The sequence below is a fragment of the Bacteroidales bacterium genome, assembly GCA_023229505.1.
Classification (GTDB): Bacteria; Bacteroidota; Bacteroidia; order Bacteroidales; family JAGOPY01; genus JAGOPY01.
On the sequence record JALNZD010000037.1, the window covers coordinates 16071 to 39212 of the forward strand.

Sequence of the window (23142 nt, forward strand, 5' to 3'; positions counted from 1 at the left end):
AGTTAGAAAAAGAAAGGATTATATTGATTCCTGATTTATTAATTTCAGGTTTGGATTAACGAATGGAAATAATCAAACACAATCCTCGCTTTGGCCTGTCCAACAGACTTTTCGAGGTCAGCCAAAGTCAGTTTGCGGATCTTGCTGACCGACTTAAAATCGGTTAGCAGTTTTTTTGCCGTTTCCTCCCCTATTCCTGTGATTATTGTCAGCTCCGTCTTCAGGGTAGCTTTCTCTCTTTTTTTTCGGTGATGGGTAATTCCGAAACGGTGTGCCTCATCCCGCAGACGTTGCAAAATTTTCAGAGTTTCCGACTTTTTATCGATATAAAGCGGAAGCGGATCGTCAGGATAGTAAATTTCTTCCAGCTTTTTGGCTATGCCGATGATGGTGATCTTCCCGCGAAGGCCGAGCTTTTCCAGGCTTTTAAGTGCAGCACTGAGCTGGCCTTTCCCCCCGTCCACCACAATGAGCTGCGGAAGAGGCTTACTCTCCTCGGTCTGTCTTTTATAACGACGGTAAATCACCTCCTCCATCGAGGCAAAATCATCCGGTCCTTCCACAGAGCGGATATTATAATGACGGTACTCATTTTTATCAGGACGGCCATTACGGAAGCAAACCATGGCTGATACCGCGTAATCGCCCTGAAAATTAGAGTTGTCAAAACATTCGATAAGGACCGGTGGTTCTTTCATCCGCAAATCTTTCATCATCGTTCCAAGTATCCTTTTACTACGGCGTTCCGGCTCCAGCAACTCGAGCTGTTTTTCTTTATCCAGCTTGTAATACTTCGCATTTCTTTCCGACAATTCGAGTAAATGTTTCTTATCACCAATCTTTGGAACCGTGATGGTCACCCCGGGAAGTTCCAATTCCAAGGTAAAAGGGACCAGTATCTCTTTTGCCTCACTGGCCAGGCGCCGGCGCAGGTCAAATACAGCAATGGCCAGCAGCTCTTGTGGTGTCTCTTCCAACTTTTTCCTGATCTCCACCGTATACGCCTGGATGATGGCGCCGTGAGCGACTTTCAGGAAGTTTACATAAGCCGCCTCTTCCCCGTCGATGATCGAAAAAACATCCACCTCACCGATCTTTGGGTTTACAATGGTTGACTTAGCCTGGTATCTTTCCAGCAGAGTAATATTCTCCTTAACAGCCTGCGCTTTCTCAAATTCATATGCTTTTGCATGCCGGTCCATCTTTTCTTTCAGCTCTTTCATCACCCCGCTGAAGTTCCCTTTGACCATTTCCCGGATGCCTGCAAGATTTACTTCATAATTATCTGCCGCCTGCAGCCCGACACACGGGCCCAGGCAATTACCCAGATGATATTCGAGACAAACGCTGAATTTCTTTTCCGCTATATTTTTCTCAGTGAGTTTTAAACCGCAGGTCCTCAGGGGGTAAATTTGACGAATCAATTCCAGCAGGGTATTCATCATTTTGACCGAAGCATAGGGACCGAAATATTGCGAGCCGTCACGAATTACGGTCCTGGTCGGGAAGATTCTCGGAAAAGGCTCGTTTTTAATGCAAATCCATGGGAAGGTCTTGTCATCCTTCAGCATGACATTATAACGCGGCTGATTCTCCTTGATCAGGTTATTTTCGAGCAAAAGAGCATCGAGTTCGGAGCCTACAACGATATGCCTGATGTCAGCCGTTTTGCGCACCAGCAAATTCAGCCTCCCGCCCAGATTCTCCCGGTTAAAATAGGAGGAGACCCGTTTCTTCAGGTTCTTGGCCTTGCCCACATAAAGCAACTTTCCCTCCTTGTCGTAGAACTGGTAAACTCCTGGTTTGTCGGGCAAGGAGCGTAGGAGTAGCGAAATGTCCATTAATTTTAAATTCTAAATTCTAAATTTTGAATTAGGGACTATATTAATCAATTTTAAATTTCTCCTTAATGCGTTCCAGCCCTGAGCTGTTATTTCCACTAATTGCTCATCGCCGGTGACCAGGTTCGCTCCCTGTGATAATTCCGTCATATGGCCGATGATTGATATACCGGGAATGGACCTGGCCTTCTCAAAGTCTTTCTGGTCGATGGTGAAGAGCAGTTCATAATCTTCCCCGCCGTTCAGGGCAGCTGTCCACGGGCTGATGCCAAAAACGCCGGCCATATTGATTGTGGTCGGGTCGATAGGGATTTTATCTTCATAGATCCGGCACCCAAGTTTTGAACCGGAGCAGATATGCAGGATCTCCGAGCCAAGACCATCGGAAATATCGATCATGGCAGTCGGTTTTACATGTGCTTCTTTCAGCAGGCGGATAATGTCGGTCCTGGGTTCGGGTTTTAGCTGTCGTTCCAGGATATAATCAAAACCTTCCAGGTCTGGCTGCAGATTCGGGTCACCCTGAAATGCCGCCTTTTCCCTTTCCAGCAAAAGGAGGCCCATGTAAGCACCGCCCAGGTCGCCGCTGACGCAAACCAGGTCATTTTCATGCGCCGTATGGCGGTAGACAACTTCATCCGGATCAACCTCCCCTACGATGGTAACAGACAGGAACAATCCCCTGACGCTGGATGTGGTATCGCCTCCGACGAGGTCGACATGGTAAACTTTACAGGCCTGGCGGATGCCGGCGTAGAGTTCTTCCAGTGCTTCCACCGGGAATCGGTTGGAGACTGAAAGACCCACAAGCAGCTGCCTGGCAATGCCGTTCATGGCAACAATATCGGAGATATTCGCCACAGCGGCTTTATATCCCAGGTGCCTCAGCGGCGTGTATGACAGGTCGAAATGCACACCTTCCACCAGCAAATCGGTGGAAACAAGGGTAAGCCTGCCCTTGTTATCTATGACAGCTGCATCATCGCCCACACCGTACAGGCTGCTTTTATTCTCCAGGCTGATATTCCTGGTCAGGAGGTCGATCAGGCCGAACTCTCCGAGTTCCGACAGTTCGGTGCGGTTAGTTTTTTCCAGGTCCATGGCTATTTCATAGAATGATTGCAAAGGTAGGGAATTTTATCAGCGGGGAGGCAGGGAAGCGGGGAAATTGAAATTTGAAATTAGAAACTTGGAACCTTCATTGCCGAATCATAATCGATGATCAGGTTTTTTAATCCCCACTGAATTACCTGGTGATAATTTGCACTATCCACATCATAGACTATTCTGCTTGAAATTAAATCCTTTTTCCTGAGCCAGGAGATATGCTTTTCATCAACTTTTCCTGCAAAACTCGATAGAAAATCAGGTTTGAAATTTTTCGGGAACAGGCAATATATCCATTCTTTTCCGGAGTTAAACCCCTCCAAAGCTGTATTTATTCCCGGGTAATTATATTCGATATAAAAAACTACAAAACCACTTGTACTGGCAATTATGGATGATCCGGAGATATCATAAGATTGAATAATGCTGACTAATTCATCAATATCATCGATATCTTTCAATTTCATGTCAAAATAAATGATGAAATCATCTTTGTAATTATTCAGCAATTCTTTCAATGTCAGGACATAACTGCCGGATTCAATGCCGTTAAACAGAATGTGGCGCCCCTTGATCTGCGAAGTGCTCAAATCACAGATCTTGCTGTTAATCCCGAGCAACCGGCTGCAATCTTCATCATGAAAAAGAATGAATTCATTATCTGATGATTTCCTGATATCAATTTCCAAACCAGTAAACCCTCTCAATTTGGCAGCTTCTATTGCCTCTTTGGTATTTTCAGGGTAGTATTCCGATAATCCCCTGTGTGCAAACAGAAATTGGGAATTGCCATCATTAATTGCCTTAATATTAACAGGTTTCTTGCCAAATCCACCACCGATAAACATAAAGCTGAAATAGGCAAGGATCAGCAAGCCTACAATCAGGATAAGTTTCCAGAAGGTTTTCAGATGATTCATCACACTTTTATTCAATATACTTCTTCTCACTTTGCATCAGGAACTGAAATACCTGCAGGTTTGATATCGTATATTCTTCTATCTCATGTAATAACTGCTGCTGCTCATTCTGATAATCTTTTTTGTCCTTATTCCGATATTTGTAAAGAGCTTTCCCGTTATCATTTTTCATAATCAGGAGATACTCCTGGTTAATCACCCCAAATTTATCTTCATGGTTGATAAAAATATACGGCCGGGTATCGGAAAGCAAATCTATTCCTAAAGTATTATTAATATAAGATTGGTTAAGAATTCCCATGATTGTCGGGAAGATATCGATCTGACCACCTATGCAATCAAAGGTCCGTGCTTCTTTTAAAATTCCCGGTGCATAAAAAATGAGCGGCGTATGATGATAATCCATCGGGATGTCATAAACTGTATTGATCGGCGCACCATGATCTGCGACAAAAACAAAAATTGTATTGTTAAACCATTCCTTTGCTGAAGCCAAAGAAATGAATTTTCTCAATGACCAATCGGCATATTCAACCATCTGATCTTTGATATTCTTGTTTTTAGGTTTAAAATAATCCGGGAGATAATAAGGGCCATGGTCACTGGCGGTCATAAATGCCACAAAAAATGGCTTCTTTTCTTTATAAAGATTATCTATGACCGGTATAGAAAATTCGAACATAAAATCGTCGGGGACACCCAAAGTGGTTTTGGCTTCTTTTGAGGGATAATCCGACAGTGTGATGATATTCTCAAAATCATTTGCCCTTAAAAATCCTTCGATATTATCAAACTGACCATCGTGGGTAGTGAAATAAGTCGTGGAATAACCATTCTTCTTTAATGTATTGCCAATCCCGTTATACTTAAACATGGTACTTTCTTTCATAGGGTTCTGGCGATAAATTGCCGGAAATGAAAAAAGCGTACTGAATACACCATTAAAAGTGTGGATTCCAGCCGTATATATATTCTCAAAATAATAGCTTTTGTGCGAAAGGCTGTCTAAAAAAGGTGTAAGGTGTTTGGTATTTCCGTGCCTTTCCATCCTGGCGGTACTCATGCTTTCCATGATCACAATGACCACGTTATAGTTGTTTTCACCTGAAGAATCGGGCAAAATCCGCCTGGCAACCGGGTAATCACCGATAGGCTGATCGATACCCAGGTATTTCCGAACATTTTGGATAGCCAGATTATCATCTATCAATGCAATAGATTTATTTTTTTCATCCAGGCTGTCAAAATAACTTCGCATTAAAGTAAACACCGGGTTCAATCCAAGCTGATTTAAAAAAGCGTTATCACAAAAGTATGCTGTACCGACTTTTATAGGCGATTTTTCCTGGATCCTACCGCGTATCCCAATAAAAATCAATCCCAGGAATAATATACTCACGACAATTTTCAAAGAGAAATGAATACTTCCGGATTGATCCGGTGAAAACTTAAAGATCCTTCTTAACAATTTATAGAAGAGAAATAAGAAAACAATCAGCGGCAAGATGATGATAAAATACCTGGGCTCCTGGAAAATCATTTTAAACATAAAAGCCGGGCTATCAATCCATTGAAATGCCCCTATTGAAAAACGCGAAAAAAACTGGTTGAAATATGGGATATCGGCTGCACAGACGGCAAATGCCATGGTAAACAAAATGAAAACCCAGTAAAATAATACACGATAAATCCAAGCATAATGTTTATTGCGTATGAACAGGACGGAAATGATGATGAAAGGCAGCAACAGTATATACCCTGAAATCACCACATCAAACCTGATCCCGATAATGAAGGTCATAATGATTTTAAAAAAATCGCCTCGGATAGAATCAATCCTCTCCAATTGCGATAAAAAAAGAATTAACCGGAAGCAAAAAAAGATTGCAATAACGGTTAAGTAAGTTTTTAAAATGATTGAAATATTATACCACTTTTTCATCTGACCTATAGTTCATATATCAAAGCTTCATATGGGCGCAAATGATTTTCAGCAGGAGGGATGGGGTAGTTATTCATCAGGATTTTCGTTTTTTTCAATTCAATCCCGGTATTGGCAATTGATATTTTATCTTTAAAATTCAGCAGGACCAATATTTTTTTTCCGTTCAAATCCCGAGTATAAGCATAGACATCAGGATTCTCTTTGTCTAATAATTCATATTGCCCATAGACCAGGGTCAGTTCCTTTTTTCTCAACTGAACCAGCTTCCTGAAATAGTTAAGCACCGAATTGGGATCATCTTGTTGAATGGCGACATTTATGCTTTGATAATTTGGATTAACTTTTAACCATGGGTTTCCGGTCGTAAAACCTGCATTGGGTGAATTATCCCATTGAAAAGGCGTCCGTCCATTATCCCTTGCCGATATTTTCTGGGCTTCGGTGAATTTTTTCACATCCCCGTTATTATTCACGACTTGCTGGTACATATTAATGGACTCAATATCCCGGTAATCTTCAATATTATCAAACTTTATGTTTGCCATGCCCAATTCATCCCCAGAATAATAATACGGCGTCCCCCTCATTGTCAGCAAAAAAGTTGCAAGCATTTTAGATGAAAGTTCCCTGAATTCAGGACTGTCGTTTCCCCACCTGGTAACCATACGGGGCTGGTCGTGATTACCGAGATAAATGGTGCCCCAGCCTTTTTCAGCAAAAACGCTGTCCCAATGCGAGTAGATCTCTTTAAACTCAACAAGGCTGTAGCCATTTGGGTCTGGTACCTTGAATTCATCGGGAAGATAGCCCAGGCTGACCCCATCGAAATGGTAGGCCATATTTAGCTCGTGGCGCTCAGGGTCAACGAAATCGAGGGCTTCGTTGTATGAAACGCCGGCGCCTTCCGCTACCGTCATGATATCGTATTTGTCTAACACTTCCCGGTTCATGGCTTGCAGATACTCATGCAGGTGTGGCCCGTTCGCGTAATATTTGATCATATCGCCCTTGTATTTTGCCGGCAATTCAGGAAACGTCGTATCTTTTGATATGAAAGGGATGACATCCATACGGAAACCATCGATACCCTTATCGAACCAGAAGCGCATCATGCTAAAGATCTCCTCCCTGACTTCCGGGTTTTCCCAGTTCAGATCAGGCTGTTTTACAGAAAAGTAATGCAGGTAATACGCGTTGGTCAGGCTGTCATATTTCCAGGCATCGTTATTTACATCAAAAAAGCTGTATCGCTTTGCCGGTTTCCCTTTTTCCGCCGGCCACCAGTGGAAATAATTGCGGTAAGGATTGTCGCGGGAACTCCTGGCCTGTTTAAACCACTCCTGTTCCGAACTGCAATGGTTAACCACCAGATCCATCACGAGCTTAAGGCTGCGTTCGTGCATGCCTTTCAGCAGGTTGTCGAAATCCTCCATCGTCCCGAATTCCTTCATGATATCCCGGTAATCGCTGATATCATAGCCGTTATCATCATTCGGCGAAGCATAGACCGGGTTCAGCCATACCACATCGATCCCTAAACTTTTAACATAATCGAGCTTGGAAATGATGCCTTTCAGATCGCCGACACCATCGCCGTCGCTATCTTTAAAACTGCGCGGGTAGATCTGGTACACCACGGCTTCTTTCCACCATTTCCTGTCGGGAATATCATTGCTGCTGTTTTGATGAGATCTATTATCCGGCATTTGGCATGAGGTTACGGTTATAACTATAAATAAAGCAATAAGAACAATGAGATAATTTGGAAATGAGATAATTTGGAAATTTGAAAATTTGAAACTCTTGCACATAGAAATTTGAAACTTGAAATTTGGAATTATCTGATGCTTTCAGCCAGCAAAAGTACAGATTTTCCATCTGTTAATAGCACACGGATGACAAGCCCGCCTGACTGACGTCAGTCGGGCAAGGATGCGACAGATTTTCACGGATTTTTGAAACAGTGAAACATTGGAACCTGGAATTTGGAACTAACGGCAAAGTGTCACCAAACCGCCTTTATACATCCTACATTACCTCTTCATCTTCTTTCCGCCAGGCCGGATCGACGATGCATAGAAACTTCAGGTCGGAATTTCCGGAATTGTGGATATATTGACTTGAATCCGGTGGGATATAAATTGCCTGGCCAGGATTAACTTCTGCTGTTTCATCATCAATATGCATGATGCCTTCTCCTTCCAGAATGTAATACACTTCTGATGTCTTTAATTTATGCGGTTGGGATGTTTTGCCGGGTTTCAGCATCGCATGTGCCAGACTGTAACGAAAATGCAGTTTTTCTTTGTCAGGGTGCAGGATTTCGCGAAGGATGGTATTGTCCCCGGCGAAAAACTCCTCGCAATCCTGTAGGTCTCTGATAAACATTTGATAAATGGTTTAAGTTATTTCAAATCAGCAAGCCCATTAATTTCAGTCTTCAAAGATAAGGCATATGGGTTAAGAAAGCAAGGCGGAAGATGGGGGCATGGAAGCTTGGAAGCGGGTATGCATTGAATTTTAAGTCGATAAAAAACTAAATTCTTTATCAAAACTTTGATAATCAATAATTTTTGTTTTTTCAAAAGACTCGAGTTCCAATAAATCAAGATCTCCGGTAATAATAAAGTTAGCATTTCCGTCTTTGGCGGTTGCCAACAAAAAGTTATCCTTTGGATCCCGGCAAATTTCAACTTCAGAAGTAATTTCAATAATATCAGAGACTACTTCAATTAAATCAAGAAATTGGAGAATTTGAACTTTGTTAAAGTATTTATGAAACTTTGGCCTTGATAAAACGATCACCAATTCATCGAGTTGCTTGGTACTGAGAATTATCCTGATTTTACCTGAGTTAAGATGATCAATTAATCCAGAAAGGCTTTTACCAATCAAAAAAGATACCCAGACATTTGTATCGATGATAACCCTGACTTTATTTGCTATCATAACGGCTCTTCCTTACTTCTTCAACTTCCTTTGTTATCTCATCCCATGTAAGGTTATCTGTTTTCAAAGAATCCAGCAGTTTTTGAAACCTTTGTTTAAAAGTGTTTGATTTAAGCTCATTAATAATCAGCAACTTATCATCATAACTTAATTGTCTGAAGAGGCTTAAAATCTGTTCAGAATTGAGATTTAAAGTGTATGCATCCTCACTTTTCATTATTTGAAAGTTTTTTCAAAGATAATCATAAAAAAATGAATTATGCGATTATCTAATCCGTGAAAATCCATCGCATCCGTGTCATCCGTGTGCTATTCTAATGAAAATAAATCACCTTAATCAGATAGCTGGATCAAACTTTTCTAATCCATCTTTGTTTATTCATTTGAGAGAAAAAAGGCAATTAGCCTATATTTTCTTAAATTTGCAATCACAATTTAGTCTAAATTATTATAAGGCAATGCCGGATACTAATGAAATACTTGATAAGTTAACGCAAAGCGAATATAAATACGGTTTCGTGTCGGATATCGATACGGAAACCGCCCCCATAGGCCTTGACGAAAGTACGGTCCGTTATATTTCTTCGAAGAAAAATGAGCCGGAATGGATGCTTGAATTCCGCCTGAAGGCATATCGGCACTGGCTCACCATGAAAGAGCCGAAATGGGCGCACATCACTTATCCTACCATCAACTACCAGGATATCATCTTTTATGCAGCCCCGAGAAAGAAAAAAAACCTCACCAGCCTCGAAGAGGTAGACCCGGATTTACTGGCGACATTCAATAAACTGGGGATATCGCTTGAGGAACAAAAAAAACTGTCAGGTGTGGCCGTTGATGCAGTCATTGACAGTGTTTCAGTGAAGACCACTTTCCAGGAAACGCTTCAAAAACACGGTATCATCTTCTGCTCCTTCAGCGAGGCTGTCACAAATCACCCGGAACTTGTCAGGAAATATATGGGCATGGTTGTCCCTTACACTGACAACTATTTTGCAGCCCTTAACTCGGCCGTTTTCAGCGACGGGTCATTTTGCTTTATCCCCAAAGGGGTGCGCAGTCCAATCGAACTGTCGACCTATTTCCGCATCAACGCAGCCAATACCGGGCAATTTGAACGGACACTTATCATTGCTGAGGAAGGCGGCTATGTCAGCTATATGGAGGGCTGTACAGCCCCGATGCGAGACGAAAACCAACTCCATGCCGCTGTTGTGGAGATTATCGCGATGGAAAACGCCGAGGTGAAATATTCGACGGTCCAGAACTGGTACCCGGGCGATAAGGAAGGCAAAGGCGGCATTTATAACTTTGTAACCAAACGTGGCCTTTGTAAGGGGGCCAACTCGAAAATATCATGGACGCAAGTGGAAACCGGTTCGGCGATTACCTGGAAGTACCCGAGCTGCATCCTGATGGGCGACAACTCGATCGGGGAGTTCTATTCGGTGGCTGTGACGAACAATTACCAGCAAGCCGATACAGGGACCAAGATGGTTCACATCGGGAAAAATACCCGGAGCACGATTATCTCAAAAGGGATCTCCGCCGGACATAGCAACAACAGTTACCGCGGACAGGTCCGCATCACGGCGAGGGCAGAAAACGCGCGAAATTTCTCCCAGTGCGACTCACTCCTGCTAGGCAGTAAATGCGGCGCACACACCTGGCCTTACATAGATGTGGACAACCGGACGGCCATCGTGGAGCATGAAGCGACGACATCGAAAATTTCGGAAGACCAGCTCTTCTATTGCCAGCAGCGCGGTATCGACATGGAAAAAGCCATCGGGCTGATTGTCAATGGCTATGCTAAAGAGGTACTGAAACAGCTACCCATGGAATTTGCCGTGGAAGCGCAGAAGCTGCTGAGTATATCATTAGAGGGAAGCGTTGGATAAATACAGTTTTAAGGTTTTAGGTTTAAGTTGGGGAATTTATTTAATATTATATTTTTCAAATGAAGTTATTAGAGATAAGAAACCTGCATGTTTCGATCAACGGGAAGGAGATCATCCACGGGTTGAACCTGGAGGTTAATGCCGGAGAAGTGCATGCGATCATGGGTCCGAACGGGACGGGCAAAAGCACACTGGCCCTTGCAATAGCCGGTAAAGATGGCTATGAGATCACTGAAGGGGAAGTCATTTACAAAGGGCAGGTTATCAATGATATGCCACCCGAAGAACGGGCCAGGATAGGCATCTTTCTCGGGTTTCAATACCCTGTGGAAATACCCGGTGTCAGCCTGACCAATTTCATGCGCACTGCACTTAACGAAATCCGCGAATACAGGGGCCTGCCGCAAATGTCAGCCAGTGATTTCCTGAAAATGATGGAAGAAAAAAAGAAACTGGTGGAAATCCAGTCGAAGCTCACCAACCGCTCGGTCAATGAAGGGTTTTCAGGCGGCGAGAAAAAGAAGAACGAGATCTTCCAGATGGCGATGCTGGAACCATTCCTGGCTGTGCTGGATGAGACCGATTCCGGGCTCGACATCGATGCCCTCAAGATCGTGGCTAACGGAGTGAACATGTTGAAGACCCCGGAAAATGCCACCATCGTCATAACCCATTACCAACGCCTGCTGCAATACATAATACCTGATTTTGTGCACGTGATCTATAACGGCAAAATCGTCAGGTCCGGCGGGAAAGAACTGGCTTTGAAACTGGAAGAAAAAGGCTATGAGTGGATTAAAGACTTTCCAGGTCTATAGACCTGCCAAGTCTTAGAGATAAATCTAAAATGAAAGCAACAGTTGAGAACGGTTCGTTCAAAGAAAGACTCCTCAGGCTATATGAGGATCAAGGGAGCGTTATTTCACGGAACGATACACACTATACCGCAAAGGTCAGGTCAAAAGGGTTTGGAAATTTCCGTGCCCTGAACTTACCTGACCGGAAGAATGAATTATGGAAAAATACGGATCTTACCGCCGTCCTCAACCAGGATTACACCAAATATCTTGAAAAGACCGAATCCGGCCCTGATCTCGATTTCATGTTTACCTGCGAAGTGCATAATTTTGAAACCGACCAGGTTTCTTTCCTGAACGGATGGCATGTCCGTACGGCCAAAGATCTTCGTCATTTGCCCGGTGGGATCATTATCGGAAGCCTTGGCGAAGCTTTTCAGCAATATCCCGATTTGATCGAGCGGCACTATGGCCGGTATGCCGATTCCGGCAAGGACCTCTTCCTCGCCATGAACACGGCTTTTGCCCGCGATGGTCTGTTTATATACGTACCCGATAACGTCGTGGTTGAAAAGCCGGTCCAGATGATCAGCATCATCAACCATAATGAAAACCTCCTGCTGCAGAACCGAAATCTGGTTATCATTGGCAAAAACAGCCACATGACGCTGGTGATGTGTGATGATTCGACCAACCAGCAGGCCAGTTTCAACAACTCGGTCACCGAAATTTACCTGGATGAAAACGCAGGCCTGGAGCATTACAAGCTGCAAAACCTCAACAATAACTCCACGTTGCTGAATTCAACCTATTTTCACCAGGAAGCCGGCAGCCGGCTGAATACTTTTGCCATTACCCTGAATGGCGGCCTGATCCGGAATTATTCCAATGTGAAACTTAACGGCCGCGGAGCTGATGCCCATGTCAATGGGCTTTACCTGGTTGATAAGAAGCAGCATGTTGATAACCGCGTCTTCGTAGAACATGCCGTGCCGGATTGCACGAGCAATGAGCTGTTCAAGGGAATCCTCGACGATGAGGCTTCTGCTGTTTTTAACGGCCATGTCCTGGTGCAGCGCGATGCCCAGCGGACCAATGCCTACCAGCAGAACCGGAATATCCTGCTGACCGACAAAGCCACCGTGAACACCAGGCCTTTCCTTGAGATATATGCCGATGACGTTAAATGCAGCCACGGTGCGACCGTTGGGCGACTCGATAACGAAGCGCTCTTTTATCTCCGGTCACGGGGTATTTGCTTAGCCAGCGCACGATTATTGCTCATGTATGCTTTCGCTGCCGAAGTCATCAATAAAATGTCGCTTGATCCCCTCATGTACCGGGTTGATGAGATGGTAAAACAGCGTTTGCGAGGTGAATTGCACGTCTGTGAAACATGCGTCCTGCATTGTGCCAACCAGGAGAAGGAAATCCATTTCGACATTGATCTGAGCAAGATCTGATAATCATTATGCTTTCTTTTAAACAAACTTTAACAAGTGGTGGAACCTTTCTTCAATTAATCTAATTTTACCCACGTAACTTAAAAAATTCCATTGTGAGTTTCGATATTCTTCATATCCGGCACAACTTTCCCATCCTCGATGTGATGGTACATGACAAACCCCTGATTTATTTTGACAACGCGGCCACTACACAAAAGCCGCGGGAGGTGATTGACAGGCTGGTAACATATTACAAGAAGGAAAACTGCAATATCCACCGGGGCGTGCATTACCTGAGCACTCAGGCGACGGAAGCCTATGAAAATGCCAGGAAATCAGTAAAGGATTTCATTCACGCGGCCCACCCACATGAGATAGTATTTACCAAAGGGGCCACAGAAGCTATTAACCTGGTGGCCCAGACCTTTGGAAGGAAGTACATTCATTCCGGGGATGAGATCATCCTCTCCCAGATGGAACATCATTCCAACCTGGTTCCCTGGCAAATGCTCGCCGAGCAGAAAGGTGCCATCCTGAAAGTCATACCCGTCGATGACCAGGGAGAACTCGAAATCAACATGCTCAGAGGGATGATCACCGACCGTACGAAAATAATCGCGCTGACGCATGTTTCCAATGTATTGGGAACTATCAACCCGGTTCACCGCGTGATCAGCCTGGCACATGACCAGGGTATCCCGGTCTTCCTGGATGGTGCACAGGCCGTGCCGCACCTGACCGTCGACATGCAGGAGATTGACTGTGATTTCTATTGTTTCTCGGGGCATAAAGTTTATGGCCCCATGGGAATCGGTGTACTTTATGCAAAGGAAAAATACCTGGAAGAGATGCCCCCATACCAGGGCGGTGGCGAGATGGTCGACCAGGTGACTTTCCAGAAGACCACTTACAATAAATTGCCTTATAAATTCGAGGCCGGAACGCCCAACGTGGCCGGTGTACTGGGGCTGGAAGCTGCCCTGAAATATATCCAGGACCTGGATTTAAAGAAGATCCATGCCTACGAGCATGAGCTGCTTGATTATGCAACGGTAGAGCTGCTGAAAATGGAAAGTGTCCGGATCTTCGGCAATGCCGAGAATAAAATCGGGGTGATCTCCTTTCTGATCGGCAAAATCCATCCATATGACGCCGGAACGATATATGACAAGCTCGGCATCGCCTTGCGAACAGGCCATCATTGCGCCCAGCCGCTTATTGATCGTTTCAATGTCCCGGGAATGGTCCGCGCTTCGCTGGCACTCTATAACACCCTGGAGGAGATCGACCGGTTTATCGAGGCGACAAAGCAGGTGCGCAGGATGCTGGGATAAAGTGGAACGGTGGAACAGTGGAACGGTGAATAAAAAAGCGATATGACCATCCCCGAAATAGAATCAACAATCATCGAAGAGTTCTCGGTTTTCGAGGATTGGATGGATAAGTACAAATACTTGATCGAACTCGGCGAAGGTTTGAAGGTAATCGATGAAAAATACAAAGTGCCTAATAATCTCATTAATGGCTGTCAGGCAAAGGTATGGCTGCATGCTGTTTATAAAGATGGGAAGGTCTGGTTCTCGGCCGACAGCGATGCGGTGATCACAAAAGGACTGGTAAGCCTGATGATCAGGGTGCTCGACGGCCAGTCGCCCGACGACATCCTGAATACTGAACTGGGTTTCCTGGAAAATATAGGCTTAAAAGAACATTTATCGCCGACACGCTCTAACGGCCTGACATCAATGGTCAAGCAGATGAAGCTTTATGCGCTGGCGTTTAAAGCTAAAGGCGTGTAATGGTCATTGGTCATCGGTCATTGGTTATTGGTTATTGGTTATTGGTTATTGGTTATTGGTTAACTTTATTTTTAATTTTTAATTCTAAATAAATTGTGTCTGATATCACTTTATTAAAAAAAGACCTTGAAGAAAAGATCATACAGGAACTGAAAACCGTCTATGATCCGGAAATCCCGGTCAATATATATGACATCGGCCTTATTTATAAGTTGACGATCGATGATGATTTTTTGGTCCATATAATGATGACACTCACCACCCCCAACTGCCCGGTTGCCGAAAGCCTTCCGCAGGAAGTCAGGGAAAAGATCAAAGCAGTCGATGGGGTTAAAGATGTTGACCTGGAGTTAACTTTCGAGCCGCCATGGACAATGGAAATGTTAACGGATGAAGCGAAACTTGAACTGGGACTTATGTAATGCAAGCAATTCCCGGTCCCATATTATCCCAGATTAACTCCCCAAAGGACTTAAAAAGGCTCCATGAGGATCAGCTGCCTGCGCTTTGCAGGGAGATCCGGGATTTCCTCATTGAAGAGACTTCTCAGAATCCCGGACATTTAGGTTCAAGCCTTGGTGCGGTGGAACTGGCGGTTGCCATCCATTACGTTTTCGACACCCCATACGATAAACTGATATGGGACGTGGGCCACGAGGCATACGCGCACAAGATCCTTACCGGGCGAAGGGATGTGTTTCACACGAATAGGATGTATGGAGGAATCAGCGGGTTCCCGAAGATGAGTGAAAGCGAATACGATGCGTTCGGGACCGGTCACTCTTCCACTTCCCTTTCGGCCGCCCTTGGAATGGCTGTTGCTTCAGGCCTGCAGGGCAACCACGACCGACTGCATATTTCCGTGATCGGTGACGCGGCCATTGCTGGCGGGATGGCTATGGAAGCCCTGAACAATGCCGGCATGCACCAGGCTAACCTGCTGGTAATCCTCAACGACAACGGCATTTCCATCGATCCGAATGTCGGGGCCATGAAAGATTATTTGCTTCAAATCGCCAAAAACCAGCCTACCCTTCACACCCGCAGCAATTTCTTCGAATCTTTTAATTTTCAATATTTCGGGCCAACCGACGGGCACGATGTCATTCAGCTTGTTCATCAACTGAAAGAGATAAGGCTTATACCCGGGCCTAAACTTCTTCACGCGATCACAACCAAAGGAAAAGGGTTTAAAAGGGCCGAAGAAGAACAGACGGTTTATCATGCACCCGGCCTGTTCAATAAAGTTACCGGTGAAATAATTGATACCGAATCGCCGGGCAACATCCCGCCGAAATACCAGCATGTATTTGGCCGGACGATCATCGAGCTGGCCGAGCAGAATGCAAAGATAGTCGGTATAACGCCGGCGATGCCAACGGGCTCTTCCCTGAACCTGATGATGGAAAAGATGCCTCACCGGGCATTCGATGTCGGCATTGCCGAGCAGCATGCCGTGACATTCGCCGCCGGCCTGGCAGCCCAGGGCATGATCCCGTTCTGCAACATATACTCCAGTTTCATGCAACGTGCTTATGACCAGGTGATCCACGATGTAGCCCTCCAGAAACTGCAAGTTGTTTTCTGCCTTGACCGGGGCGGGCTTGTCGGGGAAGATGGCGCAACGCACCATGGTGCATTTGACCTTGCCTATTTCAGGGTCATCCCAAACCTGACTATCTGCTCGCCTATGAACGAGGAAGAATTGCGGAACATGATGTACACCGCGCAATTACCAGGAGCCGGCACTTATGTGATCCGATACCCCAGGGGACGTGGCGTGATGCCCGACTGGATAAAGCCATTCAAGGCGCTAACTGTCGGTAAAGGAAGGAAGATCAAAAACGGCAGAGACCTTGCCATCATCTCCATCGGCCATACCGGCAACGAGGTGATTAAAGCTACGGATCAACTCGAATCTGAAGGCATTTCCGCTGCTCATTACGACATCCGGTTTTTAAAACCAATTGATGAAGAATTACTTCACGATATTTTCACCAGGTTCGATAAGATCATTACCGTTGAAGACGGCACCATAACCGGTGGCCTGGGAAGCGCTGTGCTGGAATTCATGTCCGATCACAACTACAAAGCACAGGTGATCCGTCTCGGCATACCTGACCGCTTTATCGAACAGGGAAGCGTCGGCGAGCTGCACCATGAGTGCGGGTATGATGCCTTCGGCATAGTTCAAAGTTCAAAGTTCATAGTGCAAAGTTGAAGACAAAATTCCAAATTCTAAATTCCAAATTCTAAACAAATTCCAAATTCTAAATTCCAAAATACAAAATACAAATAACCGCTAACCAATAACCAATAACAATATCTTTGAACTTTGCACTTTGAACTTTGAACTAATTTATGACCTGGGTTGAAATTACGGTACTCATTTTCTCCGGTTTGGCGGTTGGTTTTATCAACACCCTGGCGGGCGGAGGATCTGTTATTTCCCTCTCCGTACTCATGCTGATGGGACTTCCGGCGCCGGTTGCCAACGGCACAAACCGGATAGCTGTGACAATTCAGACTTTAACGGCAACCACGGTATTTCGTCGTCAGAAAGTCCTTGACCTCAGGAAGGGTACATTGCTCGGTATTCCCTCTGCCATTGGCTCTTTGCTTGGTGCTTATATCGCCGTCGATATCAACGAACTGGTCTTCGAAAGAGCTTTTGCCGTCATCATGCTGGTGATGCTGGTTTTCGTCTTTTATAATCCTGATAAATATATATACGGCAAACAACACCTGGTCGATAAAAAGGTGACTCTCTTGCAGGTGATTATCTTCTTCTTCCTGGGTATTTACGGTGGTTTTGTTCATGTCGGCATCGGCTACTTTCTGCTGGCTGCCCTCGTGCTGAACGCCGGCTACGACCTGGTCAGGGCCAACGCCGTTAAAGTGCTGATCGTGCTGATGTACATGCCATTCTCTTTCCTGGTTTTCATGTATTATAGCGACATCAACTGGACCTACGGGCTGGTCATGACGATCGGTTCGGTGATCGGGGCCTTTATTGCATCACACCTTGCCGTGAAAAAAGGGATCGTTTTTGTAAAGTGGGCCATAGTTATCGTCACCATCTTCATGGCCGGGCATTTTCTCGGGATATATGATATTAAGGGGATGTTTGGGGCGATGCTGGGGAAATAAAAAATCCGCGTTCTATTAATAATAATCCAATGAAGTACTTATTTTTTGGCATAGCGCTTTTCCTTATAGCAGCCTGTTCCCCGGAAAAGTCACAACGTCCGGATTACGTGCTGGTCATCCATGGCGGTGCGGGGGTGATGAACCCTAAAGATTTCACTCCTGAACTGGAAAAAGCTTACCTGGATAAATTGCAGGAAGCCCTGGACAGCGGCAAGGCTGTTTTAAAGACTGGTGGCGCCGCGCTGGATGCCGTGGTGGCTGCCGTGAAAGTGATGGAGGATTCCCCATTATTCAATGCCGGGAAAGGGTCAGTTTTTTCCGAAACTGGCGAGAACGAGATGGATGCGGCCATCATGAACGGCAAAGACTTGTCGGCCGGAGCTGTGGCCGGGGTCCGGACAATAAAAAATCCCATCCTTGCAGCCCGGAAAGTGATGGAGGAGTCGAAGCACGTCATGCTGGTCCGTGACGGGGCAGAGAAGTTTGCTATGGAACATGGCGTTGAAATTGTAGACCCTTCCTATTTCTTCGACCAGAAAAGATACGATGCGCTGCTAAAAGCTCAGAAACACGGTACTGTTGGCGCAGTGGCACTGGATAAATCGGGAAACCTGGCCGCTGCGACTTCCACGGGCGGTATGACCAACAAAATGACCGGCAGGGTGGGCGACACGCCGATCATCGGTGCCGGCACATACGCCAACAATAACACCTGTGCGGTTTCGGCAACCGGTCATGGTGAATTCTTCATCAGATATACCGTGGCACATGATATCTCTGCTTTGATGGAATATAAAGGCTTAACCCTGGAAGAAGCCGCCACGGAAGTGATCTTCGGAAAACTCCTCCCTGTTGATGGCACCGGTGGCATCATCGCTGTCGACAAAGATGGTAATTACACGATGACTTTCAACACCAGCGGGATGTTCCGTGGGGTTGTGACGGCGGATGGGAAGCGGGAAGTGGCGATTTACAAGATATTTTCAGAATCTCCGCTTATTTCACAATAAATTTCACTGCTTTGCTTTCCTCACCGGTCGATAGTTGGAATAAATAAATCCCGCACGGCAACGATAGGTCGTTGAAAAAGAAGTTATTTTGCCCTGTCTCAAACTTTTGGTCTCCAAACACCTGTATTTCCTTTCCGGTTATGTCAGATATTTTCAGGATCACCCATGAAGACTTCTCCAGGCTGAAGCAGATTTTCCGTAATCCGCGGGAAGGATTGGGGAAGAGGGACAATTCTGAAATGTTTAATCCGGAAGTATTATCAATGCTGGTTGCCGTGAGCAGATCATAAACCTGGAAGCCCGCCACGCCGTCGCCAACAATAGCATAGTTCTCATCAACAGTAACGCCCATGGCAAAAACACCTGATGGTTTATAGTATGCCGTCACAAAGGGAAATTCCGGGACAGTAACATCAACGACCTGGACACCGCCCAGGATGTAATCAGATATAAAAACAAACGGCCAGGATATGTCGATCCCGGTGGCACCGTCCGGCAAACTGCAATAGCCCACAGTATAGGGCAGGAATGGATCAGAGACATCGATCACCTCCATACCCCCGCTCCCGTCAGCCACATAAACATAATCCTCCCAGGCATGAATGTCCTGAGCAGTGCTGGCCAAAGTGGCATAGCGGGAAATGAACTGCGGGTTTTCCGGGTCACTGATATTAAAAACATACAGACCCTTAGTATCTTCATTCGGAAATGGCAAATAATCAACAAGGTAAAGGTAATCATCATAAATATCCAAAGCCTGCACATAGCAGAAATCCACACCCGGTTCTGCACCACTGAACCAACCGAACTTGTGGGCTTTTAAGACCGGGTTTTGGGGGTTGGAGAAGTCAATCACCCGGAAACCGTCCCACCAGCAAGCGACAAAGGCATAATTCCCTTTCAGGGCAAGGTCATATGTCATGACCGGGGCCATGTATTGACCGATCTTCTCCGGCTGTGCGGGATTTGAAATATTCATGACATTCACGGGATTGTTTGCTGTCATGCTCTTGGGAATATAGATGGCCAGGGTGTCACTGATGGCCGCCAATGAACCCTGTGTGGGATCATACCCGACCTGCAAAGGGTTGGTCATATCAGACAGGTCAAACACCCTGAATCCATTGGAGCCTGTGTAACCGTAATTACCGTCAACTGAAAGCTGGTACAGGAATCCCGCCAGTGGCCAGGCATAGGCCTCAACTGGCTGTGCAGGATCGGTGATGTCGAGAATGAGGCATCCTTCTGTCCCTCCTGTTGCGCCTAAGACTTCTCCCCCGCCGGCTATATAAGTCTGAAAACCTGGATAGGTTGTTATCAGTGCCGGCGAAGAAGGATTCACAATATCGACCACGTTGATCCCTCCCTGGTCTGTTGTTGAGTTGGCTACATAAGCGTAATTTCCTGAAACCATGACGCGGTTAGGGCTGCCGGGCAGCGTGCAGCTGCCTGCTATTGTGATGCTTCCGGGATTTTTGATGTTCAGGATCCGGAAACCAGGGGTGGATGAGGCGATGTAAGCCAGCGTATCCCGTACGCATAATCCCGTGGTCATGCCGGGAAAAGCCCCGGCGATGACAGGATCAACGGGATTGGAGAAGTCGATCACCTTAAAACCGCTGCTGGCTGCCGCGAGGTAGGCATAATTTCCCTGGTAGTCGGAATCCCAGATCAACGGGTTGCCAGGAATGCTCCGGTGCCCGACCATGACCGGATTTTCCGGATCTGAAATGTCAGCAACATAAAATCCATCGGCAACGGTAGTGATATAAACATAATTTCCGTGGGCAAAGACCCCTCCGCGGGGGTAGCTGTTGGTCGGAATCCGGCAAATTCTGTGCGGTGAGCTGAAGTCACTCACGTCCCAGACCTCGATGCCGGAGAAATAGGCTGCAAGGAACAATCTTCCTGTGGCAGGATCATAATAGCTGTCGTCAATAATCGCCCTGGCCTTGATCCCCGCTATCTGGACCGGGTTATACGGATCTGTCACATCCAGTACATCGAGCATTCCCCCTTCACCAACGAACAGGGTGTCGCCGGTCGGGGAGGCCGAAATAGAAAAGCTTTGTCCACAGGGCCAGTTGCCAGTGAATGCCATGTTCAGGGAATCGAAGTCGATTTCGCGGTCCGCCAGTTGCGAATATTCAAATCCGGGATTAACAGACAAAATTTGCCCGGCCCCTGGAAGACTGCCTTCAAAAGGCAATCCAATGGTTTGGGATGCAAGACGTGACTGAAAGCAGGCGAGCGTTAGAATAGCAGCCAGAAAAAAATGTTTCATAACCGGAAGGGATTAATCGTTTAACGCTAGTATTTCGGCATTGCTCCCCAGAAGTTCTGATAATCAGATGCATCCTCTCCGAAGGTTTCGATTTTTTTATCTCCGCTGATCTTATAAGTACATTTTTCACCCACAATCCCGGAAAAATAGATATCGTACTCCATTCCAGAGCTATCAATCATCTTGATCCTGGCAAGGTTTTTACTGATGGTATGATCCGTGAGGTTTGCATGGCACAGCGGGCAGAGAAGGTCGATATGCTCTCCTTCCTCCAGGCGGAAGGTATGGTGAATAAGGATGTCGTACTCTCCAAGTTGGGGATTAAACAAAATAATCCCCCTTTTACCGGAATCTTTCCGGGCAGTAAGAATCACCTTTGTATGGGGCATAAGGTGGCCACGGCAGTAAGGACAAAGAAAATCGTTCGGTTTCATGAGTCATGAATTGAGATATAAAGATAATGAAATTTTACCTGAACCAGGATGAAAAATTTTGGTCGCCCTGATGGGGCTCTGGTTTTGCGTTGTCCGGGTTCATGAAAAGAATTATTATCATTTAATAAATTTTGCCCTCAGGCCGGCCAGGCCTCGTTCCTCTTCTGTCGTCCTGAAAGGACGAATTGAAAATAGCCCCGGACGCTCAGTCCGGGGTATAATAGGGCAAGTTCCGTATAAAGTGCCGTAGGCACGACAGAATTGATAGTATGATCCTTTAAGGAGTAACACTTGAATTTTACGGTAATCTTCTGGAAAAACAATAAGAAAAAATGAAACGAAATTGATAACTTTGTAATATGTTTTATAGGAGAAAGGTCATACTGGCGTTATTAGAAGTGTTTGAAAATAAGATCGATAAGATCTCTTTCCAAAAACTTCTGTTTCTGTTTACCCGTATGCAGGATAAACCCTCATATCATTTTGTTCCCTACAAGCAAGGATGCTTTTCATTTCAATCCTATGCCGATCTGCGAACGATGATGAAATACGGACAAGTTAGTGAAGGCAAAGATCAGTGGATTAAAACTTGCAGTATCAATTACGCATCTTCATTAAATAATGAAGATCAGGAGGCTTTGAAAGTCATTAAAAATCAATACGGTAATTTCTCCAGCAATGAGTTGATCGAGTTGACATACCGTAATTTCCCGTATTATGCAGTAAAAAGCACTATAGCGGGGAAATTCCTCACAATTGAGGAACAAATTGCCCTTACCAAATCTATACCTGAAATCGGGCATACAACCCTTTTTACAATAGGTTATGAGGGTTTAAGTCTTGAAGAGTACTTCAACAAGCTGATTCTGAATAATATTCAGGTACTTTGTGATGTCAGGAAGAATCCGGTCAGCATGAAATATGGTTTTTCTAAGAATCAATTACAGAGAACCTGTGAAAATCTGGATATCAAATATTTACACATTCCTGAACTTGGGATTGAATCGGATAAGCGAAAAGGTCTTGCTTCAAAGAATGATTATGATGGTTTATTCCAGGACTATAAGGAAATCACATTGAAAGAGAATAATAATGCTATTAATCAGCTTTTTGATTTACTGAAACAAAATAAATGCATCGCGCTCACCTGTTTTGAAGCTAATCCATTGCAATGTCACAGAAGCAGGTTAGCAAACGCGATCGTGGATTTGCCGGGTTGGGAATTTGAATTAAAGCACTTATAGATTGGCTAAAACGAAGGGGGGCGTTGTAACTTCTCTTGCGGATAAAAATTCCCAGAGAATTTTCACAGGTCCAAGACCCCAAAGGTTTCCGAAAAAGGAATTTTCATGTCGATAAAATGAAATCTGGGGGTAGAATTGTTTTTTAATAAGGTGAATATTTTAAAACTCTCGTGATCTGTTGTTAAATAGTTGATCCTTAATAGTTATTAACATATTGATTGTTAATAACTTATGTTCTTTGAAATGGTTGAACGTGTCAGGATTTTGCGTAAATTTATACAAAACCCTGCAAATTATGATGAAAAAATTACCC

General features: G+C 45.1%; 20 protein-coding genes. 10 read left to right on the forward strand and 10 right to left on the reverse strand.

Features of this window, described 5'->3' with window-relative positions; all coding sequences use genetic code 11:
- Positions 1 to 44: 44 nt before the first annotated feature.
- From uvrC to M0Q51_12630, 8 genes are all read right to left on the reverse strand, one after another.
- Positions 45 to 1841: an excinuclease ABC subunit UvrC gene (gene uvrC / locus M0Q51_12595; protein ID MCK9400816.1), complete on the reverse strand. Its 1797-nt coding sequence runs from the start codon at positions 1839 to 1841 to the stop codon at positions 45 to 47.
- 12 nt (positions 1842 to 1853) lie between these two features.
- Positions 1854 to 2942, reverse strand: a complete 1089-nt coding sequence (thiL, locus tag M0Q51_12600) for a thiamine-phosphate kinase (GenBank protein MCK9400817.1) — start codon at positions 2940 to 2942, stop codon at positions 1854 to 1856.
- 80 nt (positions 2943 to 3022) lie between these two features.
- On the reverse strand, positions 3023 to 3868 hold the full coding sequence (locus M0Q51_12605; protein ID MCK9400818.1) for a hypothetical protein: 846 nt from the start codon (positions 3866 to 3868) through the stop codon (positions 3023 to 3025).
- Positions 3869 to 3875: 7 nt separating this feature from the next.
- Entirely contained in the window at positions 3876 to 5669 is a 1794-nt protein-coding gene (locus M0Q51_12610; GenBank protein MCK9400819.1) for a sulfatase-like hydrolase/transferase, read from the reverse strand.
- Positions 5670 to 5815: 146 nt separating this feature from the next.
- A complete protein-coding gene (locus M0Q51_12615; protein MCK9400820.1) occupies positions 5816 to 7519 on the reverse strand; it encodes an alpha-glucosidase in 1704 nt (567 codons plus the stop codon).
- Positions 7520 to 7841: 322 nt separating this feature from the next.
- The gene (locus M0Q51_12620; protein MCK9400821.1) at positions 7842 to 8201 is read right to left on the reverse strand and encodes a cupin domain-containing protein; all 360 of its coding nucleotides are present in this window, start codon (positions 8199 to 8201) and stop codon (positions 7842 to 7844) included.
- A gap of 132 nt (positions 8202 to 8333) precedes the next feature.
- Positions 8334 to 8762, reverse strand: a complete 429-nt coding sequence (locus tag M0Q51_12625) for a putative toxin-antitoxin system toxin component, PIN family (GenBank protein ID MCK9400822.1) — start codon at positions 8760 to 8762, stop codon at positions 8334 to 8336.
- The gene (locus M0Q51_12630) at positions 8749 to 8979 is read right to left on the reverse strand and encodes a hypothetical protein (protein ID MCK9400823.1); all 231 of its coding nucleotides are present in this window, start codon (positions 8977 to 8979) and stop codon (positions 8749 to 8751) included. The genes M0Q51_12625 and M0Q51_12630 overlap by 14 nt, the downstream gene beginning before the upstream one ends.
- Positions 8980 to 9220: 241 nt before the next feature.
- On the opposite strand from M0Q51_12630, the gene sufB reads away from it, so the two are divergent.
- From sufB to M0Q51_12675, 9 genes are all read left to right on the forward strand, one after another.
- Positions 9221 to 10666, forward strand: coding sequence for a Fe-S cluster assembly protein SufB (gene sufB / locus M0Q51_12635; protein MCK9400824.1), 1446 nt, complete (start codon positions 9221 to 9223; stop codon positions 10664 to 10666).
- 59 nt (positions 10667 to 10725) lie between these two features.
- A complete protein-coding gene (gene sufC / locus M0Q51_12640; protein ID MCK9400825.1) occupies positions 10726 to 11484 on the forward strand; it encodes a Fe-S cluster assembly ATPase SufC in 759 nt (252 codons plus the stop codon).
- Between the two features lie 29 nt (positions 11485 to 11513).
- Positions 11514 to 12926, forward strand: a complete 1413-nt coding sequence (gene sufD, locus M0Q51_12645) for a Fe-S cluster assembly protein SufD (GenBank protein MCK9400826.1) — start codon at positions 11514 to 11516, stop codon at positions 12924 to 12926.
- 146 nt (positions 12927 to 13072) lie between these two features.
- Positions 13073 to 14242 carry a cysteine desulfurase gene (locus tag M0Q51_12650; protein MCK9400827.1) on the forward strand — a complete coding sequence of 390 codons (1170 nt, stop codon included), beginning with the start codon at positions 13073 to 13075 and terminating at the stop codon, positions 14240 to 14242.
- Between the two features lie 42 nt (positions 14243 to 14284).
- Entirely contained in the window at positions 14285 to 14707 is a 423-nt protein-coding gene (locus M0Q51_12655; protein MCK9400828.1) for a SufE family protein, read from the forward strand.
- A gap of 104 nt (positions 14708 to 14811) precedes the next feature.
- Positions 14812 to 15129 carry an SUF system Fe-S cluster assembly protein gene (locus tag M0Q51_12660; GenBank protein ID MCK9400829.1) on the forward strand — a complete coding sequence of 106 codons (318 nt, stop codon included), beginning with the start codon at positions 14812 to 14814 and terminating at the stop codon, positions 15127 to 15129.
- Positions 15129 to 16928 (forward strand): 1-deoxy-D-xylulose-5-phosphate synthase, encoded by a 1800-nt coding sequence (locus tag M0Q51_12665; protein MCK9400830.1) that lies wholly within the window; start codon positions 15129 to 15131, stop codon positions 16926 to 16928. The genes M0Q51_12660 and M0Q51_12665 overlap by 1 nt, the downstream gene beginning before the upstream one ends.
- A gap of 140 nt (positions 16929 to 17068) precedes the next feature.
- Positions 17069 to 17857, forward strand: a complete 789-nt coding sequence (locus tag M0Q51_12670; protein MCK9400831.1) for a sulfite exporter TauE/SafE family protein — start codon at positions 17069 to 17071, stop codon at positions 17855 to 17857.
- 29 nt (positions 17858 to 17886) lie between these two features.
- Positions 17887 to 18867, forward strand: coding sequence for an isoaspartyl peptidase/L-asparaginase (locus tag M0Q51_12675; protein ID MCK9400832.1), 981 nt, complete (start codon positions 17887 to 17889; stop codon positions 18865 to 18867).
- Here the strand turns inward: M0Q51_12675 and M0Q51_12680 are convergent.
- Together M0Q51_12680 and M0Q51_12685 are read right to left on the reverse strand one after the other, a co-directional pair.
- Positions 18854 to 21151 carry a T9SS type A sorting domain-containing protein gene (locus M0Q51_12680; protein MCK9400833.1) on the reverse strand — a complete coding sequence of 766 codons (2298 nt, stop codon included), beginning with the start codon at positions 21149 to 21151 and terminating at the stop codon, positions 18854 to 18856. The genes M0Q51_12675 and M0Q51_12680 overlap by 14 nt on opposite strands.
- A 26-nt stretch (positions 21152 to 21177) precedes the next feature.
- Positions 21178 to 21585: a hypothetical protein gene (locus tag M0Q51_12685; protein ID MCK9400834.1), complete on the reverse strand. Its 408-nt coding sequence runs from the start codon at positions 21583 to 21585 to the stop codon at positions 21178 to 21180.
- A gap of 359 nt (positions 21586 to 21944) precedes the next feature.
- Between M0Q51_12685 and M0Q51_12690 the strand changes: the two genes are divergently transcribed.
- The gene (locus M0Q51_12690; protein ID MCK9400835.1) at positions 21945 to 22829 is read left to right on the forward strand and encodes a DUF488 domain-containing protein; all 885 of its coding nucleotides are present in this window, start codon (positions 21945 to 21947) and stop codon (positions 22827 to 22829) included.
- Positions 22830 to 23142 lie beyond the last annotated feature (313 nt).